Source organism: Shewanella sp. LZH-2 (assembly GCF_016859145.1).
GTDB classification, from domain to species: domain Bacteria; phylum Pseudomonadota; class Gammaproteobacteria; order Enterobacterales; family Shewanellaceae; genus Shewanella; species Shewanella xiamenensis.
In genome coordinates, this window is the sequence record NZ_CP069350.1 from 3,551,800 (window position 1) to 3,569,843 (window position 18,044).

An 18,044-nucleotide genomic window follows, 5' to 3' on the forward strand; every position below is an offset into this window, starting at 1 on the left:
AGAATCATGCACTACAGCGTTCACCTTCCGACCGAGTGAGGGCTCAGAAAGAGAGAGTATTACGGTCACTAAATACTATAACATTAATTTTAAAAGAATTAATTTAGCAAAAGGTCGATATATCAAGATAACCAGAAATATAAATACCTTTTCGCTTTCTTGCTGAACAAACGTCAAACAAGATTTAACTCAGTTTAGAAACGCCATTGATAGCCCAAATAGCTGATCCGTCCATTTTCTACTCGAATTCCGCTATTTGATGCTGAGGTTACCAAGGACTCATCAAGTAGATTTTCGACCCGAACATACAATCGATGGTGCTTATCAATATCGTAATTAGCCGCTATATCGGCACGCCATTGACCGTCAACACGCTGCAACTCACTACCATACTGACTGAAATCACGCTCAGATTGATAAGCAGCAACAAGGTTTAATTGATATTGGGCGTATTCAATCCCCGCACTCAATTGCAATTGATGCTCGGGTAACCAAGCCAGTTTGTCGCCCTCCAGGACGCAACCTTGGATATCGGTGCAGGTGCTCGTCTGATATTCAGCGCTAAGATACTGATAGCTTAAGCCTAAGGGCAATTCAAATTCACCCAGCATCCACTGATAACCTAGGCCGAGTTCAATCCCATAGCTGAGCACATCAGGAATATTCTCTTGGGTGAGTAGACGACTATCAACACACATGGAATAGCTATCACAATCAACATGTAGATTATCAAATTCTTGCACATAGGCGCGCAAATCGGCCTTAATCCCTTCGCTCGCATATTGGGCGCTGACTTGATAATGGAGTGACTCCTGTGCTTCCTGAGTAAGATTGCCTGCACTCGCGGCTGCCCACGCTCGGCGGATATCAGTACTAAAGCGCCAATCGCCAGCGTCATACAGCACACCAAATTGTGGCATCCAATCGCTATCAGAAAAGTCCGCTTCATCAAGCCCTGCAAAGACTAAGCTAAGCTCACGATTGACACTGACATGCTCGTAAGTAAGCCCTAACTTGATTTGCATACCTTGCCAACGCCATAAAGAGTCGATTGCCGACGTCAGCGCAGTGGCATCATCGATGTAGGCTAACACCGCATTAGACTCATCACGCACTATACTTCTGTCCGCTTGCCACAAAGCCGTTTGATCACCGAAACGCATTTCGGCTTTATCGGTATGATAACGAGCACTGTAGGTAATTTGATGCTCTCCATATTGGTTTATCGCCTGAGTCTGAGCACCAAACGCACTGTAATCATTATCTTGTACCAACATATTGATATCGGCACCATTAACACTGGGATTTCGGTCAAAGGCGGCAATGTCGTAAAGCGTTCCCAAGCCAATATTTTGCCCATTAAACGCGCCAAGCTGATCCAGTTGTTGTGAATATGATTGATAGTAAAAGTCGCTAATCACTCGACTGTCACCCAAATCCACTTGATGTGATAACTGGTATTTATGCTGTCTCCCTTGGTGGTTATCTTGTGCTGTAGCGGAATATAGCTGTAATGGATCTTGCTGCCAGTCGGCAGCCGTTATCCCAAGCAATGAGCGATAACTATCGTCATCGATAAATTGATAGGTAAATTCAGTTTGCTGTGGACTGCGAGCACCAAGCAAGCTCGTGGCGTTGACCTTAAATAAGATATCCGTTTTTTTTCTGTCAGCATCACTGCCGTTTAAAAAATTCGCATCGCCTTGTTGTTTTAAATAATTGGCGGCAAATAAGGCTCCGTATTCTTTTTGCTTAACGCCCCAACGCAGGCCAGCATTTACATCGGAATCCGTTGTCCCCTCAATTTGAACACTGCCGGATTGCGGGCGCTCAATAATGTTAAGGCTTTGATAATCCACAACCCCAAACGCTCCCTGACCACCAACAGCCATATTGGCCAGTGGTGTAGTCGTCACACTTTGCTGTAATAAAAGATGGGGTAAGAGTTGCAGTTGAGGGGCTGAGTAAGGCGCTGGTGAGAAATACACCCGATCTTGCATTACAGCGACACCTTGGCTGGCAGAACGCATACTGATATTGGCGGAATTGCCACTATGGTCGGCTCGAAGCAAGGTTAAGCTATTAAGATTGCTTAATTGCATCGCATCATCGCTGGAATGGTACTGATCATTGAGCTTGGCTAAATCGAGCGTTTGAGAATAAAGGGGATTTGCATTGAGTGAGTTAGCGTAAATACAGGAAACCGCCAGCGCGGTCAGCGACATGACAAAATAGCGACTTGGCATACCAAGCTCCCAAAATTTTTGTTAGCGTACGGCGTTTGTTGTTATTTTGTAAAATAGCGGAATTAGTTCGAAAAAAAAAGCGACTAATGTCGCTTTCTTGACGCTTTCGCGTTAAGCCCATATTTGCGGCTTAGAGTTTACCTAAAATCTCATCACTGAGTTTTAAATCATCGTTGCGGTTAACACTCACACCAGCAGCGATAATATTGCGTGCAATTTCCTGTGCTTGCTCCAAAGAGTGCATCTCGTAGGTACCGCATTGATATTCGTTCAGCTCAGGAATTTCAGATTGTTCAACGACTTTCAGCACATCTTCCATAGAAGCAAGCCAAGCATCCGCCACTTGATGTTCAGTGGGCACACCAATCAGGCTCATATAAAACCCAGTGCGACAGCCCATTGGCGAAATATCAATAATTTCCACATCATTGCCATTTAGATGGTCACGCATAAAGCCTGCAAATAAATGTTCCAAAGTGTGAATACCACGCTCGCTAAGGATATCTTTATTCGGCGCGCAAAAACGTAGATCAAATACTGTGATCGCATCACCTTTGGGGGTAGTCATATGTTTGGCGACACGCACAGCAGGTGCATTCATTCGAGTATGGTCAACAGTAAAGCTATCAAGTAATGGCATAGGGATCTCCAAATTATCAGGGCGATACAACGCCACTGTCGCTATCTATTTATATGAGTGCAAGCATAACACCAAACAGTAACAAGTTAACGCAAGATGAAATCATCTCATATCAGTAAGGTGCTAATATGAACATTTTGGGTAAATAGCCATCATTAATGCTGTCGTTGTTGGCTGTAGGCATCTTCAGAAATCTTATGGTATTCACGCACGCCTTGCTCATAAGCATGATAAGCCCTATAGACTTTGTCCATCATGGGATCTTGTTGCGCCTGCTCTGCAATCACCTGTTGTGAGATCCGTTCAAGTTCAGTTAACACGGCAGACGGAAACGCCTTAAGCTCTACCCCTTCCTCTTTTACGAGAGTTTCAAGTGCACTGACATTACGCGTGGTGTATTCATCCAACATATCTTGATTAATGGCACGCGCAGCCGTCTTAACGATGGCTTGCAAATCTTTAGGCAGATTCTCAAAAGCGTCCTTGTTAATTAAAAACTCCATATTGGAACCTGGTTCATGCCAACCGGGATAGTAATAATATTTAGCCACTTTATGTAAGCCAAAGGCGAGATCATTCACAGGCCCAACCCACTCAGCCGCATCGATTGAACCAGTTTGCAGAGCACCATAGAGTTCTCTTCCTGGCATATTGACGGGCACAGCACCGGCACGTTTGAGCACCTCACCACCGAGTCCTGGCATGCGGATCTTCAATCCTTTAAAGTCAGCTATAGTATTAATGGGTTTATTAAACCAACCACCCATTTGCATTCCCGTATTACCACCAGCCAGAGGGATAATGCCAAAGGGACGATAGACTTCCTCCCACAGCGCCATACCACCACCATAATGTAACCAGCCGTTCATCTCTTGTGCTGTCATCCCAAAGGGAATTGAAGAAAAAAACTGGGAGGCGGGGGCTTTGCCCTTCCAATAATAGGAGGCTGCATGCGCCATCTGGATTTTACCTTGGCTAACGCCATCGAATACAGCAAAGGCAGGCATTAATTCTCCCGCGCCGTAGACGCTAATGTGCAATCGGCCGTGGGACATCTCATCGACAAGCGTGGCAAAACGCTCAGGGGCCATGCCTAACCCAGGAAAATTTTTTGGCCAAGAAGTGGCTAAACGCCATTCAATCACCTCTTTAACAGGAGGCCCTTCAGCAACGGAAATAGACTCCGCATGTTGAGATGAGGGATTACAGCCAGTCACGCCAAAAAACAATACCGCAAATAACAGCCCCCCCAAATAACGCATCACGCACTCCCCGCAACAAAAACTGTTAACCACATGAAAAATAGCACTCTTTTTGTAGAAAATAGGCGCTTAACTCGATAAATAGAACATATTGTTAACACAGAATATTCGACAGGGGAACCTAAGAATGAGACCAATTTGACTTAAAACAAAAAGCCACTTTAATAAAGTGGCTTTTTGTTTTAAGCATGACCCGTCCTAAATAGCGTTAATTAGCCGCGACAATTGGGGGTTTTAGGCACCTCGACGTTCGTCGCCCATTCACTTTGAGTAAAGGTATGAATAGATAGCGCGTGGACACCATTAGCTAACTCATCGGCTAAACAGTTGTTCACTAAGCGATGACGGGCAAGCAAACGGAGCCCTTCAAATTCATCGCTGACCACCACAACTTTAAAGTGAGTCTCTGAATTAGGAGGTACATGATGACGATGGCTTTCGTTTAGCACTTCTAAATAGGTTGGTGAGAAGCTCTCAGTTAACTTCTGATTGATGGTCTCAGCCACTGTGCTCTGCACTTGGGTATTGGACATATTCAACTCTCAATATGGGTAAATCCAGTGGCCGCAGAGTACTGCTTCAAGTATAAAAGATCAAATTTCAGCGCCCGTTTTGCAACTTAAAACCTAACAAATCCGACAACATTTTGAAATCAATAACCTTTCAATTATCCATGATAATTAACGATAAGTTGCCTAAATGTGTAGTTCCAACGAGGCTCTGTGATCTTTAGGCGCTTAGGTACACTGTGCAACCAGTCACGTTGCATAGGCCAGTGCATAATTAATAAATCACCACTATGTAAACTAATCGTGTATTTAAGCTTGCTATGTTTATGTTTCATCACAAAATCACGAGTCGCACCTAAGCTGATGGAGGCAATATCGCTGCCGTGGGCAATTTCAGGTTCATCATCACTATGGGCCCCCATACAATCCTGGCCATCGGCGTAACGGTTAACTAACACCCCATTACTGTCAAGGCTAAAATCTCGCTGCAATTTATCGCGTAATTTTTGCAGATAATGAGGCCAAGGCAAGGCGCGAATAAATAGCCCCGAATACATATAGTCACATCCCAAATCGCCATACCAAACCTGCTGGCGAGGGATCGAATGGTATCGTCCAAACACTTGAATTTGCGGGCGAGTAAGCGGATATGATTGCGCCTCATTAATCAACGCATTTTGCTGCGCCTTACCTAGATAATCCCGCACTAAGGTGATAGGTGGTTCGAGTTGTCCAATATCGAGGCTTTCGATGGCAAGCACATCATCAGGTGTATCCAAAGGATAATCCTCAAATTCGAATCCTAATTCAGCTTGTTTCATACCCCCACCTTATTCACAGTTCGCTCTTTCGACAATCAGCCTAACGCCAATGATAGTAGTGTTTTACGTAGGTTTGCGCAGCGTTGCGAGTCAACAGTGTATCCAGCCTCAGTCTGAGGATTCAAATTTGACCAGTAAACTTGGCTGCCATGGTACGGCATCAAAGACATACTTCAAGGTATACAAACTAAGGCAAACATCGCAAGCGGCCATGAAATCTGCGATAATCAGCGCCTTATTTTTATTGGCACAACACAACATGACGACACAATTTTCAGTAGCAGGAATAGAACTCGCACTATTTCGCTATCCCGCATCGCAGGAATCGAATCTTCAAGCGTGGGATGCCGCAGACGAGCATTTAATCAATAGTTTGATTGAAGGTGAACAACCAGCTGTGCCAACGGCCATTATTAACGATAGTTTTGGCGCCTTAAGTTGCGCCCTCTCGCGTATCAATCCCAACTGGCCGCTTCGCGTTGAAACCGATGCCAGAACCAGTTTTTTAGGTGCCGAGCAAAATCATCATCACAATCAGTTGCCGATGGATAACCTGCAATGGTTTACCAGTCGCGACACCTTGCCTCAAGATGTCGCCTTAGTGTTGATGAAATTACCGAAGAATCTCACCTACTTTGCCCACCAGCTCATGCGCCTGTCGCAGGTATTACCCGCTGGCTGTCGCGTCTTAGTTGGCGCAAAAGCCAAATCAATCAACGCGAGTTTACTGGCATTATTTGCTAAACACTTGGGGCCAGCGAGCGCCAGCCTTGCTTGGAAGAAAACCCGCGTGATCACTTGTATTAGTGATGGTAAGCCAAGAACACTGCCAAATGAAATCATTTGGGATATTCCAGAGTTTAACCTGAAAATCAGCAATTTAAGCAATGTCTTTGCCGCCAACAAGCTCGATATTGGCGCACGAATTATGCTCGATAATCTGCCAAAAGGTGAATTTAACACGGTTGTCGACCTTGGCTGTGGTAATGGCGTGCTCGGACTTCGTGCCGCCCAATTATATCCCAATGCCGATATCCATTTTATCGATGACTCCGAAATGGCTGTTGCCTCGGCAAAGGCCAATTGGACAACCAATCAACTCCCCGAAGGCAAAGGACATTTTCATTGGGATGATTGCATGAGCCACTTTCCCGATAATGTAGAGCCTGATTTAGTGCTGTGTAATCCGCCCTTCCATCAAGGTGAGGCCATTACCGATCATATTGCTTGGCAAATGTTTTTAGATGCCCGTCGTCGGTTAAAAAATGGTGGGATTTTACATATAGTGGGCAATCGTCACTTGGCTTACCATGTGAAATTACAACGCTTATTTAAAAACTGCACCACCGTTGCCTCAAATGGCAAATTTGTCATCCTGCAAGCCCAAAAATAGTCCTTTCTACACCGCGAAACTGGCGCTAGCGATTAGCGCTGTTTTCGCAAAATTAGCTCAGATGCTCATCATCAGAATGTTCTGAACAGCGGCTTTTAACTAGCCGCCGCCCGAAGTTGTCAGTACAATCCGCGAAAGCAAATACATAAAACTAAACAACTTAGACTTTTATGTACCTGATTTATATGGATAGCGTATTTAGGATACTGATATGCAGTTAAAGGATGACGTAGAGCAACTCAAGGCAGAATTGACGCAATTAACGTTGCAGCACCTCGCGCAGCAATCTTCACTTGACCGCCAACTAGCTGAGTTCTCAGCCAAACTCGATTCCTTAAGCTTAAAGCTTGAACAGCAAAATAATGGTTTTATTCACACGAGCAGCATAACTGAGCAATCTGCTACCGAGTCATCCCCGATTGCGATCACAACAGATACCCACGCAATGGCGAGCCATGCCGCTCTGCAGTCCGAAACGGTTTCACATCCTATTGAGTCACAAGCACCAGCCACGTCACCTTGGCAGGATGATCCATGGCAGCGCCAAACTAACCCGCGCTCTCGCGAGCAACATGATTCGCCACAAGCCACTGATTTCGAGCTGATAAAGCAAACTCGGGTAGAACTAGGTGTTCAAGCAACAAGCCAAGTTGAAGCCCAAGTAGAAGCCTTTTTATCGCAAGGCGTTGCCGCAATAATGACTCCCTTTGTGGCCATAAAAGAACAGCTAAAAGGCTTCTATCAACATTATCAAGCGAAGGGCTTGGGGCCAGTGTTTTTAATGACTGTGGCCGGCATTATTACCCTCACCCTAGGTTTTGGTTATCTGCTGCAATATTCCATCAATCACTGGTTTTCTGAACTCGGTAAAGCATTACTCGGTTTTGGCTGTGCAAATGCGATTATCGCTGGCGGCATTTTTATCCGTCAAAAACGCCAAGGTATGACCGACTTTGGCTCGGGAATCGTTGGATTAGGGCTGATCTTAAACTACCTATGCGCTTATTTTATTGGCCCCTATTTTGAGATTATTCCCAACGGCGCCAGCTTTATTCTATTGCTGTTGATTACCTTAGCGGGCTATGGCCTTTCAATGCGCCTCGATGCCAAAGTCATTGCGGTCATCGCCTTAATTGGTGGCTCAACGGCACCAATGATGCTGTTATCCCAAAGCTATGCGCCGCTGCTATATATTCCCTACTTACTGCTGATTGGTACTGGGGCATTAGCACAAAGCCGCAAATTGCAGTGGCCATTACTGCTTGAAATGACCGCCTTATTACATATCGCTTGTATTGAAGCCTTCAGCTATTTTGTCGATTTACCACTCCAGCATTGGCACGGCGAAGCTGTGCTGGCCGTTTTGAGTCTTAACGCGCTCTTTTATCTCTATGGGCTAGCTGGGCTTATCGTTAACTCATCGACAACATCACTAAGCCATAGGGTATTGGCACTGCCGATTGCGTTATTGGCTTTTGTGATCTTTGAACTGACACAATTTACTGAGTTTGCAGGGGAAATCTTTATCGCTAACGCACTAGTCTGCGTAGGGCTATACCTTAAACTTAACAATCGGCTCGCTAAATCCCAATCTAGCCTCTTGCTAGTGTTTGGCGGAAGCTTTGCCGCCTTTGCGGCACTTTATCTGGTAAGGCATGATTTCTTAGGATTAGTATTGCTACTCGAGGCAATATTACTGTTGTGGATTGGGCTCAACGAAAAACTGATTTCAGTGCGCGCCGAAGCCTATGTCTTGCTAGTGATGGGACTGGCGCTCAATGCCTACAGCCTACTATCGGGCTTGACCTTACTCGAACTCGGCGGCTTATCGCCAGTGGGTGCCCTTGGCTTCCCTCTTATCGCATTAGCTTTAAGTGCTGGCGGATTGTTATTTACAATCAATCAATTAAAAACTAATGAATCAACACTCTCCACCTTAGAAGGGCAACTCTGTTATCTGCTAAAAGAAAGCCTCAGCGGGTTTTATGTCGCGACGCTATTGATTACAGCTTATCTTGTTAGCAGTGATTACTACCTCGCCATTGTGCCACTCCTTAGCCTGTTACTCTTATATTTAAGTAGCAAAGACAAACTGGTGGTCAGTGAGTTTGCCGCCTGGCTATTGCTGCTACCATTGTTGTTTGCTGTAATCGAAGGCGTTACCCTCTCCGGCAGCATGAGTTTTAGTGCACAACCACTGATGGCCAAACTAGCACGGATTGAATTGTTCGCCGCCCTATTGTTGGGTCATTATTGGTATCGTAGATGCTATCCAGAATCCTTATTCGCTCAGGCCGCTAAACAGATACAAATCGGCTGTTATCTTCTTTTACCACTGCTTTTATTACCTAAAGTCATCCGCAGTTATTGGGAGTTTACCGCCGCCGCATTCTGGCTTAGCAGCCTATTCAGCCTTGGACTTGCCTATGTGGTTAGACACAAAGCCCTTGAGATTGAAACTAAAATTCTGACCTGGCTTGCCGTACTCACCACAGCGAGCTTATGTCTGATTGAAATCTGGCAAGGGCTTATTGCGCTGCTGATTGGCATGCTTGTTATGGGATTTGTACTCATTCGTTATCGCACTCTCCCCGACAGATGGCGTCTGCTATTAACCCTTCAATGGCAACTGAGTCCCTATTACTTTGCACTGCCGCTGGCTGTACTTGTCTATGGATTAAATCGCACTGATGTGGTGGCTTGGTCGATGACGGCTTTAGCGCTCAGTGGCTACTTTGCACTATTACTCCAAAGAGGAGCTAACCATACGGGCGAAAAGACTAGCTTATTCGGTCACATTGCCTGTGAAATCCAAGCCGCAGTGCGCTCAAGCTACAGTCTTGCCTACGGTCTTTGCCTTGGCCTAGCGCTGCTGCCTATCCTGCTGCATTTTGAGATATCGTTGAGAGTAGATTTAAATAATGCGTTACTGATCCTCTGCGAATTTACCGCCTTAGCATTGCTTGCCACGCTGATATTATGCCGCGGCGTTGCTATCCGTTTACATAGACGCTTCTTACCGCTGCAATGGTTGAAATGGGGTTGGCATGGATTACTTGCGCTCAGCTATCTCACCTGGAGTTATGTATTTGATAACATGATTGCCGCGCCGCTCAGTGCGATTTTATTAGTGGTGCATGGCAGTGTATTGATGTTTATCAGCTTAAAACCCCAACATGCGGATATGATCCGCCTCGCCGCAGGGCTCTTTACCTTAGCCACGCTCAAGGTGTTATTACTGGATATGGCGTCCTTTGAACTGGTGCAAAAAGTGATCGCCTTTATGTTAATTGGAGTCATTTTACTGAGCGTATCTTACTTTTATCAAAAGGCGCGTAACCGCCTACAACAAGTAAATGAGTAAGAGACGTTTATCCTTCAAACGCAAAAGGCCGCTTCTACTAGCGGCCTTTTTCAAACACATACGATGATATGACAAACTTTACATCAAAGCTTTTTCCAGCGCCTGCGAAACATCGGCGATAATATCGTCGATATGTTCAATGCCGACGGAAATACGAATGAGATCTTCAGACACCCCAGCTCTAGCAAGTTCATTCGCATCCAGCTGTCTGTGGGTGGTGCTGGCAGGATGACAAGCTAACGATTTCGCATCACCAATGTTCACTAAGCGCAAAACCATCTTCAGGGCATCAATAAACTTACCTCCCGCGATTTTACCTTCCTCTGGCGTTACCGCTTTAATACCAAAACTGATGATCCCAGAGGCTTTACCGCCAGTGAACTTTTCACAATTCTCACGGTAAGGACTGCTCGGCAAAGCACCATAATTGACCCAGCTAACGGAAGGATGCAGTATCAAGTATTCGGCCAATGCCAACGCATTTGAGCAATGGCGCTCCATTCTAAGGCTTAAGGTTTCAAGCCCCTGCAACAGTAAAAAAGCACTGTGGGGTGAAAGTGCCGCCCCCGTATTACGCAGCGGCACCACACGGCAACGTCCGATAAAGGCCGCAGGGCCAAAGGCTTCGGTGTAGACCACGCCGTGGTAGGAAGGATCGGCCTGATTTAGCAAGGAAAAACGTTCTTTATTCGCCATCCAATCGAATTTACCCGAATCGATAATCACACCGCCAATGGTTGTACCATGGCCGCCAATGTATTTAGTGAGGGAATGAATAACGATATCGGCACCATGCTCAAACGGGCGACATAGGACTGGCGTGGCGACAGTGTTATCGACAATTAAAGGCACACCGTGTTTATGGGCAATCTCGGCTAAACGTTTAAGGTCGACAATATTACCGGCGGGGTTACCGATAGACTCACAAAATAACGCCTTGGTTTTGGCATCGATTAAAGCTTCAAGTCCTTCAAAATCATCAAAGGCCGCCATCCGCACTTCGACTCCTTGGCGCGGCAGCGTATGGGCAAACAGATTGTAAGTACCGCCATAGAGCTGGCTGGTGCTGACGATATTATCGCCAACCTGAGTTAGAGCTTGAATCGCATAGGTAATAGCCGCCATGCCAGACGCCACAGCAAGCGCACCGATCCCACCTTCAATGGCGGCAAGACGCTGCTCAAGTACGCTGGTCGTTGGATTCATAATCCGCGTATAAATATTCCCAGCAACTTTTAAGTCAAATAAATCAGCACCATGCTGGGTATCATCGAAGGTATAGGACGTCGTTTGATAAATAGGTACCGCAGCAGCTTTAGTCGTTGCCTCTGATTCATATCCGTGGTGTAACGCCAGTGATTCAAGTTTCATTTTTGCTTCCTTCCCCTGAAAAATTCCCAACCATTGCGCCTAAGCCAACACAAACATTGGGGGCACTTTGCGAAAATAGACACTAAAACCGCACAAGATTTGTGCACTGCACCCAAGCTACCAGACGGCCATCTAGAAGTCTAAACATTTTTATACATAGTGCTTTAAAATTTAACAGCTGCAATTAAAGAACAAGTATTTTGAGTAAAATAAGTTTTACCCATTTATCCGTTATTATATTGTTATTAATATGACAATCATTTTCAGGCTTGCTTTATTTTTTTAGTTGGCCTATGGTATGGACAGTTTATTAGTCATTAATCATTAACTCTGTTAGATGATTAATTTAATCTTAAATTTATATGGAGATGTAGCCTATGTTAAAAAATGCATTTTCATTACTCAGACTTAAGTCAGCTTGGTTAATGCTGAATACACTTGATTATTTATCCCGCGCGGTACGCCTGTCTCTTAAATTCCCAGTTTAAGCCGAGTGCTACTCGCACTCGGCATCTGATTACCCACATTTCAATTTATTGCTCCTATTTTTATGCTGGGGCTTAGCTGTTATCTAGCTCATATTTGGGGTAGCTATGTTTTATTCTTTTTTTAGTAATATATTTCAGTCTTTTATGTTGAAAACAGAAACCTATTACTTGCAAAACAGTTTTAATGCCTCATTACGCCCCACCGCACTGGCGGCGGTGATAGCAAAGCTCGATCAACTTAAAAGTGAAGAAACCCTAGATAAAGTGACCGTTGGGCGTGAAGTCCTCCTCGTTAATCAACAGGATCAGCAGGAGTATCGTATAGAACTGGTATACCCACCTAGACACAAACCAAGAGCGGGTCGCTACTCTGTCATTTCCGATTTAGGTGTGAGCTTACTGGGCCGTACCAAAGGCGAATATGCTGAGGTAAATATTTTAGGTAAGCCAGTGCTGTTTATGGTGAAGGATATTTCTCTTAGCAAGAGACAACCTAAAAATTAACGGCAAAAATAACAACTTTAGAATAAAGCATGTTCAAATTTCAGTGGCAACATGCTTTTAGGTCGCTATTTGCGGCGGCATCTAGCACAGGCATAAAATATATTGGAGGATACGATTTTGAAGTTATTTACTGGCCGCGAAATAAATTAATAGCAGAGAGCTAACACTTACTCCTCTTAAAAACTTACTAAGTATGGCAGCGCTTATGTATAAACCATAAAGAGGTCAAAGTGTTTTATCTCGCTCAGAATGCTTTAAATTATTCAAATTTATCGATAGATTAATTTGAACTAACTGTCGGTGAGAATGCGGCGCTACACTCGATAGTTTGACTTTACTTAATCTCATTTTAGTTAGGAGTATTTTCCATGAGTAAAGAAAAAGCGAAAAAACCGCCGATGAAAACCTTAAAAGAGAAGCGACAGGATAAGCGGAATCGCCAAAAAGCCTCCGATTAATGCCTGTTATAAAAATCCCTTAAATCCTCTCTTTTATGACATAGGGTGCGGCGATAGCCGCGCCCTATTTTTATGCCAGCTGGCGGCGATATTGCTCGGGTGAGTATTGAGCATATTTTTTAAACATCACAATATAGGGTGAAGTTTGGTTATAGCCCAATGTCAGGGCAACGTCTTTGATTGATAAGCCTTCACGTAGCAATTGCAACGAATAAATAAACTTATGCCGCTGACGCAATTCAGTAAAACTCATTCCAAGGCGGTCTTGGCAACGCCGAGCGAGTGTGCGTTCTGTGGTATGTAATTCACTCGCCCAGCTTTTAAGGCTTATTTGACTGGCTGGCTCGAGTTCAAGTTGCTGCAAAATAGGTTGCAACAGTTTATCGGTACTCGAAGGCAAAAATTGTGGCTGCGCCTGACCTAAGATTAACTGGTCAATTAACACCTCAACCAAACGTTTATCCGCATCCGTTTGTGCAACACGCACCTGCCGCTGGCGGAGATCGTTCACTATTGCCTGCGCTATCGGCGTCACCACAAGTAAACAAGTTTCATCAGGAAAAACCTGCGCCCGACAGGCAACAATATTCAATGAGCAATAATGGATACTGCGGCGGGTGTAACTCTCATGCTCTACGCCTGCTGGCACCCAAATCGCATATTGGGATGGCGACAAAAATCGTTGTCCAGCCGCATGCAACTCCATAATGCCACCGCTGATCAGCTGTAATTGCCCCCAAATGTGGCTATGTTTTGGTGTAATGGTATTGGGCAGAAAGGCTTCATAGTTGAAGAAAATATCTGCCACTGGCGCTTGCTCAGAATTAAGTGGATGGTAAATAGGGTGCATCGTACTCCTAAAACTCGACTTTACATCCAATCAAAACATCGATTGATGCGGTGGTTGTCTATCGAGGAACTGACATTGTCTTTTAAGCAATATTTATATCATAAAAGACCAGCAATAATAGCGACTATCTATGACAGCACGTTTGCCACTTGGCATCGGCTCGTTTCCTCCAATGAAGACTGACCTATGTTGTATTTATTTCCACTACTCGCCGTAATGATTTGGGCGGGTAACGCCATTGTTAACAAACTTTCCTTTGGAATTATAGCTCCCGAAGCCATTGCCTTTTATCGCTGGTTTTTTGCCATGCTTGTGCTTACCCCTTTTATGCTCAAACCCGTCTTGAAAAAACGTAGAACAATCATTCCTCTACTACCGAAATTAGCGACCTTAGCCTCCTTAGGAATGGTATTAAACCAAAGCCTTGCCTATTTTGCCGCCGCGACGACAACCGCCACCAATATGGCATTAATCAACTCGTTAGTACCTATGATAAGCCTGTTTTTAGCGGTACCTTTACTCAAGCAAAGGCTCTCGCCATTAGTTTTTGCTGGCAGCCTAATCTCACTGCTGGGCTTAGTGTTTATGCTAAGCCACGGGGATATGGCTAATCTGGCGATAGGGGTTACTGAGGGGGATTTATTATTACTTATCAGTGCGTTTGTGTACGCCCTTTATGGGGTACTGCTAAAACGCTGGCAGCTACCGATATCGACGTGGGAATCAGTGTATATTCAGGGCATTATCGCTGTGTTGATGTTAACTCCGCTGCTGTTTAGTGCGCCAAGCGTCACGATTAGCAGCCAAGCTGCACCACTTATTGTGTACGCCGCCCTTGGCGCATCACTCATCGCCCCTTGGGCGTGGATTAATGGCATTAGCAAATTGGGCGCCGAACGCACCAGTATTTTCTTCAATCTAATGCCAATTCTGGCGGCTATATTTGCGGCGATAATCTTAAATGAGACCTTAGCCGTTTATCACTACCTTGGCGGTTCAATGGTTATCTTGGGGGTAATGTTAGTGCAGATAAAGCCCAAACCTAAAATATCAGCCCTAAGCGCCTGTGCTGATTAAATCGACTCAATAGCCCCATATCAGTGGGGCTTTCCTACGATGATTCTCCTTAATTGTCTGTTGTTACTGCAAACCACAAAATAGCGACTAAGCTATTTAATAAGCAATTTTGTCAGTACGTTATGGAGTACCCTATGTTTAATAGTATTCGAGTAAAGTTTTCGCTGATGTTTGCCATTATGGCGACCGCCTTGATCGTTATGGCAATTACTGATGCTATGCAAAGCCGCTCAACTCTTAAGCAAATGCAGGAGTTTAGTCAGTTATTTAATCCTGCGATTTCAGCCATTCTCAACGCTGACCGCGATCTCTACCAAGCACAGCTAAGTGAAGAAGTGTTACTCAGATCCGATCTGGGTAGTGACAGCCGTAAAAGCGAAATAGATAACTGGCAAGAGAATGTCGATCAGGCCCGCGATCGAATGGGGGAGTTTAAAAAACTCTTGCAGGATCATGCCCAAGTATTGCAATCCACCAATGGCTTTGAAGCACAGTTTTCGCTCTGGTATCAAGCCTCATCTGACGTGATAAATGCAGTAAAAAATAGTCAGTTTGACCTAGCAAGACAACTACACGAAAGCAAATCCAAAAAAGAGTTTAAAGCCCTAAGAAACATCTACAATACCGCAGGTGAAGCCGCCGACAATCGCGTTAAAGAACTGGATTTACAAGCCACCGAGCAGGCTACAGCCCAAACTCAAATGTCAGTTACGATCGCTACGCTTGTCGCTATTGTCGCCCTCGTGATTGCCTACTTTGGCCCTAAGATTATTGTCAACGCGATTCAAGACATTACTAATAGAATTAATGACATAGTCGATGGTGATGGCAACTTAACCCAACGAATTCCTATCACTCGCCAAGATGAAATTGGCGAACTGGCCAATGCTTTTAACTTGTTCGTTGCCCAGCTGCAACAGATGGTAATCGCCATTATCAGCCAAACCAAAGATGTGAGCCATACTGTTGAAAACCTAGCGACTAAATCAGCTACTACCATAGGGATCAGCCACGAGCAGGAACAATTTGTCGACACCATAGTTACAGCCGTAAATGAAATGAGTGCAGCGGTAAGGGAAGTGGCCAGCAACGCCCTGCATACTGCTACCGAAATCACTAAGGTCAATGATCAGACTATTGAGGGGAAAAAAATCCTCACGCAATCGGTGCATCATATTCAGCAATTGTCTGAATCGGTTAAAAATGCAGTCGCTGTTATCGAAAAGCTCTCCGTCAACTCCGCTAATATTGCCTCGGTACTAGATGTGATCCGCTCAATTGCGGAGCAAACTAATCTGCTCGCTCTTAATGCTGCCATTGAGGCTGCTCGTGCTGGTGAACAAGGGCGTGGTTTTGCGGTGGTCGCCGATGAAGTACGTACTCTGGCGAGTCGTACCGAAACGTCGACTCAAGATATTCAGAGCATGATCGAAGAATTGCAGCGGGGCGTTAATGATGCGGTGAAGAGTATTGAATCAGGCGCCAGCCTCACCCATTCGACGGTTACCCTTGCCAGTCAGACACAAGATGCCTTAGATCAGATCCTAAATTCCACTTCTAAAGTCAGTGAGATGTCGACTCAAACCGCGACCGCAACAGAAGAACAAACCCACGTCACTGAGGAAATCAATCGTAACTTGACCGAACTGTCTGATAAAACAAGATATTGCAATATAGTGATCCAAGAAACACAGCAAATAGTGGTCAATACCCGAGCCATTTGTAGCAATCTACAAAAAGAAGTCTCACGCTTTAAAGTCGCTTAAAGAGAGGCATTTGAGATACTGGCCAAGCCCAAAAGGATTGGCCTGTTTTCATTTAAAACAATGGCTTGAAGAGAATAATCCGATAGGTACATCAAACTGCGGCACGTCAACCACACCGCCTTAGTACCGAGCATGTTTAAATATAACGGTTAACAGACTAACTGGCCGCCGAGCTGATTAATTTTATCTTTTGCAGCTTTAGCTGAAAGATAACCAGCCACCTTGGTTAGTGCATCTGCACGCCATGCGAAAGGCGCTTGAACGCTAACAACACGCTCATTAGACGCATCAAAGCTCATCATATCGACATTACCTGTCGGCAGTAATAATGCTGGACAACCTAGGCTCAATTGCTGCGAAACTCGTGAGCTTGCCAGAGCCATATTGCGGACTGTTATCTTCTGGCTTAATCCATTTGAGCCTCGACAAAGCACATCCAAGGAGGCAGAACCAAATACTCGCAAGTCCCCTCCCGCATTGACCCAACCACCAGAAACCCCTGCACGACGTAACTCACTTACTGCCATATCAACCGCATACCCCTTGGCGATACCGTCAAAAGTAACAATTAATGGCCGAGCTAACCGCGCTTGGTTCCCTTTAATTTCAATATCTTGCCAATCGCCCTGCAAAAGTAGCGGCATACCAAGGTAGCAAGGTAACGCCCCGCGAGACATCATTTCACCACCAATGGTGCAATTAAATAAGTTGTCGCTAGCTTTACCAAACCACTTGGCTAATTTAAATACCCTTAGACTATCTTGGCTTAGGGTGACCCAATGGCCAGGCTGACGGTTTAGAAGATTTAACTCACTATCTTGCTGATGAAAACTTAATAAACGTCCAATTTGTGCAATGCGAGAAAAAGCCGCAGTAATCGCAGCTTGAATGGCTTGCTCATCGAGTGTTGGTTGGCTGGGTTCTTCAACTACCGATTCGACTGCAATTTCAATTAACGTGCCCAGTAATGGCTTAGCTCTTCGTATCACGATGCTGCTGGCTATGTGAGGTGTGGATGAAGGATCACCGTTTTACCGCATCTGGTTACTAACAGCAAGAGTGGCCTTAGTATGTTATGCGAAAAGATACCCGCAAAATTAAAATGTTAAAAACTAACATAACTCCTCACACTCTCAGCACGTAGTACCGTGTCAAAAACAACAGAAAACCTAACAACACCGAATCGTACACCAACTTAAGATCCACTAAACTGTATCAGCGGTGGAGGAAGAAATAGCCCCCTATTGCTATATTACTGAGTAATCCACATTTAGCATTGGCTAACAACAACCAGT

At 44.9% G+C, this 18,044-nt stretch carries 13 protein-coding genes; 5 read left to right on the forward strand and 8 right to left on the reverse strand.

Annotation, left to right across the window (positions count from 1 at the left end):
- Positions 1 to 194: 194 nt before the first annotated feature.
- The 5 genes from JM642_RS15680 to JM642_RS15700 form a co-directional block, all read right to left on the reverse strand.
- Positions 195 to 2,246, reverse strand: a complete 2,052-nt coding sequence (locus tag JM642_RS15680; RefSeq protein WP_203432114.1) for a TonB-dependent receptor — start codon at positions 2,244 to 2,246, stop codon at positions 195 to 197.
- Between the two features lie 130 nt (positions 2,247 to 2,376).
- On the reverse strand, positions 2,377 to 2,886 hold the full coding sequence (luxS, locus tag JM642_RS15685; RefSeq protein WP_037415025.1) for an S-ribosylhomocysteine lyase: 510 nt from the start codon (positions 2,884 to 2,886) through the stop codon (positions 2,377 to 2,379).
- Positions 2,887 to 3,041: 155 nt separating this feature from the next.
- The gene (locus JM642_RS15690) at positions 3,042 to 4,148 is read right to left on the reverse strand and encodes a TRAP transporter substrate-binding protein (RefSeq protein WP_188871449.1); all 1,107 of its coding nucleotides are present in this window, start codon (positions 4,146 to 4,148) and stop codon (positions 3,042 to 3,044) included.
- Between the two features lie 212 nt (positions 4,149 to 4,360).
- On the reverse strand, positions 4,361 to 4,681 hold the full coding sequence (locus tag JM642_RS15695; protein WP_037415031.1) for a BolA family protein: 321 nt from the start codon (positions 4,679 to 4,681) through the stop codon (positions 4,361 to 4,363).
- A gap of 134 nt (positions 4,682 to 4,815) precedes the next feature.
- A complete protein-coding gene (locus JM642_RS15700; RefSeq protein WP_203432115.1) occupies positions 4,816 to 5,478 on the reverse strand; it encodes an alpha-ketoglutarate-dependent dioxygenase AlkB in 663 nt (220 codons plus the stop codon).
- 259 nt (positions 5,479 to 5,737) lie between these two features.
- On the opposite strand from JM642_RS15700, the gene JM642_RS15705 reads away from it, so the two are divergent.
- Positions 5,738 to 6,871: a methyltransferase gene (locus JM642_RS15705; RefSeq protein WP_203433840.1), complete on the forward strand. Its 1,134-nt coding sequence runs from the start codon at positions 5,738 to 5,740 to the stop codon at positions 6,869 to 6,871.
- Between the two features lie 211 nt (positions 6,872 to 7,082).
- Entirely contained in the window at positions 7,083 to 10,235 is a 3,153-nt protein-coding gene (locus JM642_RS15710; RefSeq protein ID WP_203432116.1) for a DUF2339 domain-containing protein, read from the forward strand.
- Positions 10,236 to 10,313: 78 nt separating this feature from the next.
- Here the strand turns inward: JM642_RS15710 and JM642_RS15715 are convergent, their stop codons facing one another.
- Entirely contained in the window at positions 10,314 to 11,606 is a 1,293-nt protein-coding gene (locus JM642_RS15715; RefSeq protein WP_203432117.1) for an aminotransferase class I/II-fold pyridoxal phosphate-dependent enzyme, read from the reverse strand.
- 593 nt (positions 11,607 to 12,199) lie between these two features.
- Here JM642_RS15715 and JM642_RS15720 point away from each other — a divergent pair.
- Positions 12,200 to 12,598, forward strand: coding sequence for a GreA/GreB family elongation factor (locus JM642_RS15720; RefSeq protein ID WP_203432118.1), 399 nt, complete (start codon positions 12,200 to 12,202; stop codon positions 12,596 to 12,598).
- Between the two features lie 528 nt (positions 12,599 to 13,126).
- On the opposite strand, the gene JM642_RS15725 is transcribed toward JM642_RS15720, so the two are convergent.
- The gene (locus JM642_RS15725; RefSeq protein ID WP_203432119.1) at positions 13,127 to 13,906 is read right to left on the reverse strand and encodes a helix-turn-helix transcriptional regulator; all 780 of its coding nucleotides are present in this window, start codon (positions 13,904 to 13,906) and stop codon (positions 13,127 to 13,129) included.
- Between the two features lie 186 nt (positions 13,907 to 14,092).
- Between JM642_RS15725 and JM642_RS15730 the strand changes: the two genes are divergently transcribed.
- Both JM642_RS15730 and JM642_RS15735 read left to right on the forward strand, forming a co-directional pair.
- The gene (locus JM642_RS15730; protein WP_203432120.1) at positions 14,093 to 14,983 is read left to right on the forward strand and encodes a DMT family transporter; all 891 of its coding nucleotides are present in this window, start codon (positions 14,093 to 14,095) and stop codon (positions 14,981 to 14,983) included.
- Positions 14,984 to 15,117: 134 nt separating this feature from the next.
- Positions 15,118 to 16,749 (forward strand): methyl-accepting chemotaxis protein, encoded by a 1,632-nt coding sequence (locus JM642_RS15735; protein WP_144374734.1) that lies wholly within the window; start codon positions 15,118 to 15,120, stop codon positions 16,747 to 16,749.
- Between the two features lie 149 nt (positions 16,750 to 16,898).
- Here JM642_RS15735 and JM642_RS15740 read toward each other — a convergent pair whose 3' ends face one another.
- Positions 16,899 to 17,738 carry an FAD:protein FMN transferase gene (locus JM642_RS15740; RefSeq protein ID WP_037415047.1) on the reverse strand — a complete coding sequence of 280 codons (840 nt, stop codon included), beginning with the start codon at positions 17,736 to 17,738 and terminating at the stop codon, positions 16,899 to 16,901.
- Positions 17,739 to 18,044 lie beyond the last annotated feature (306 nt).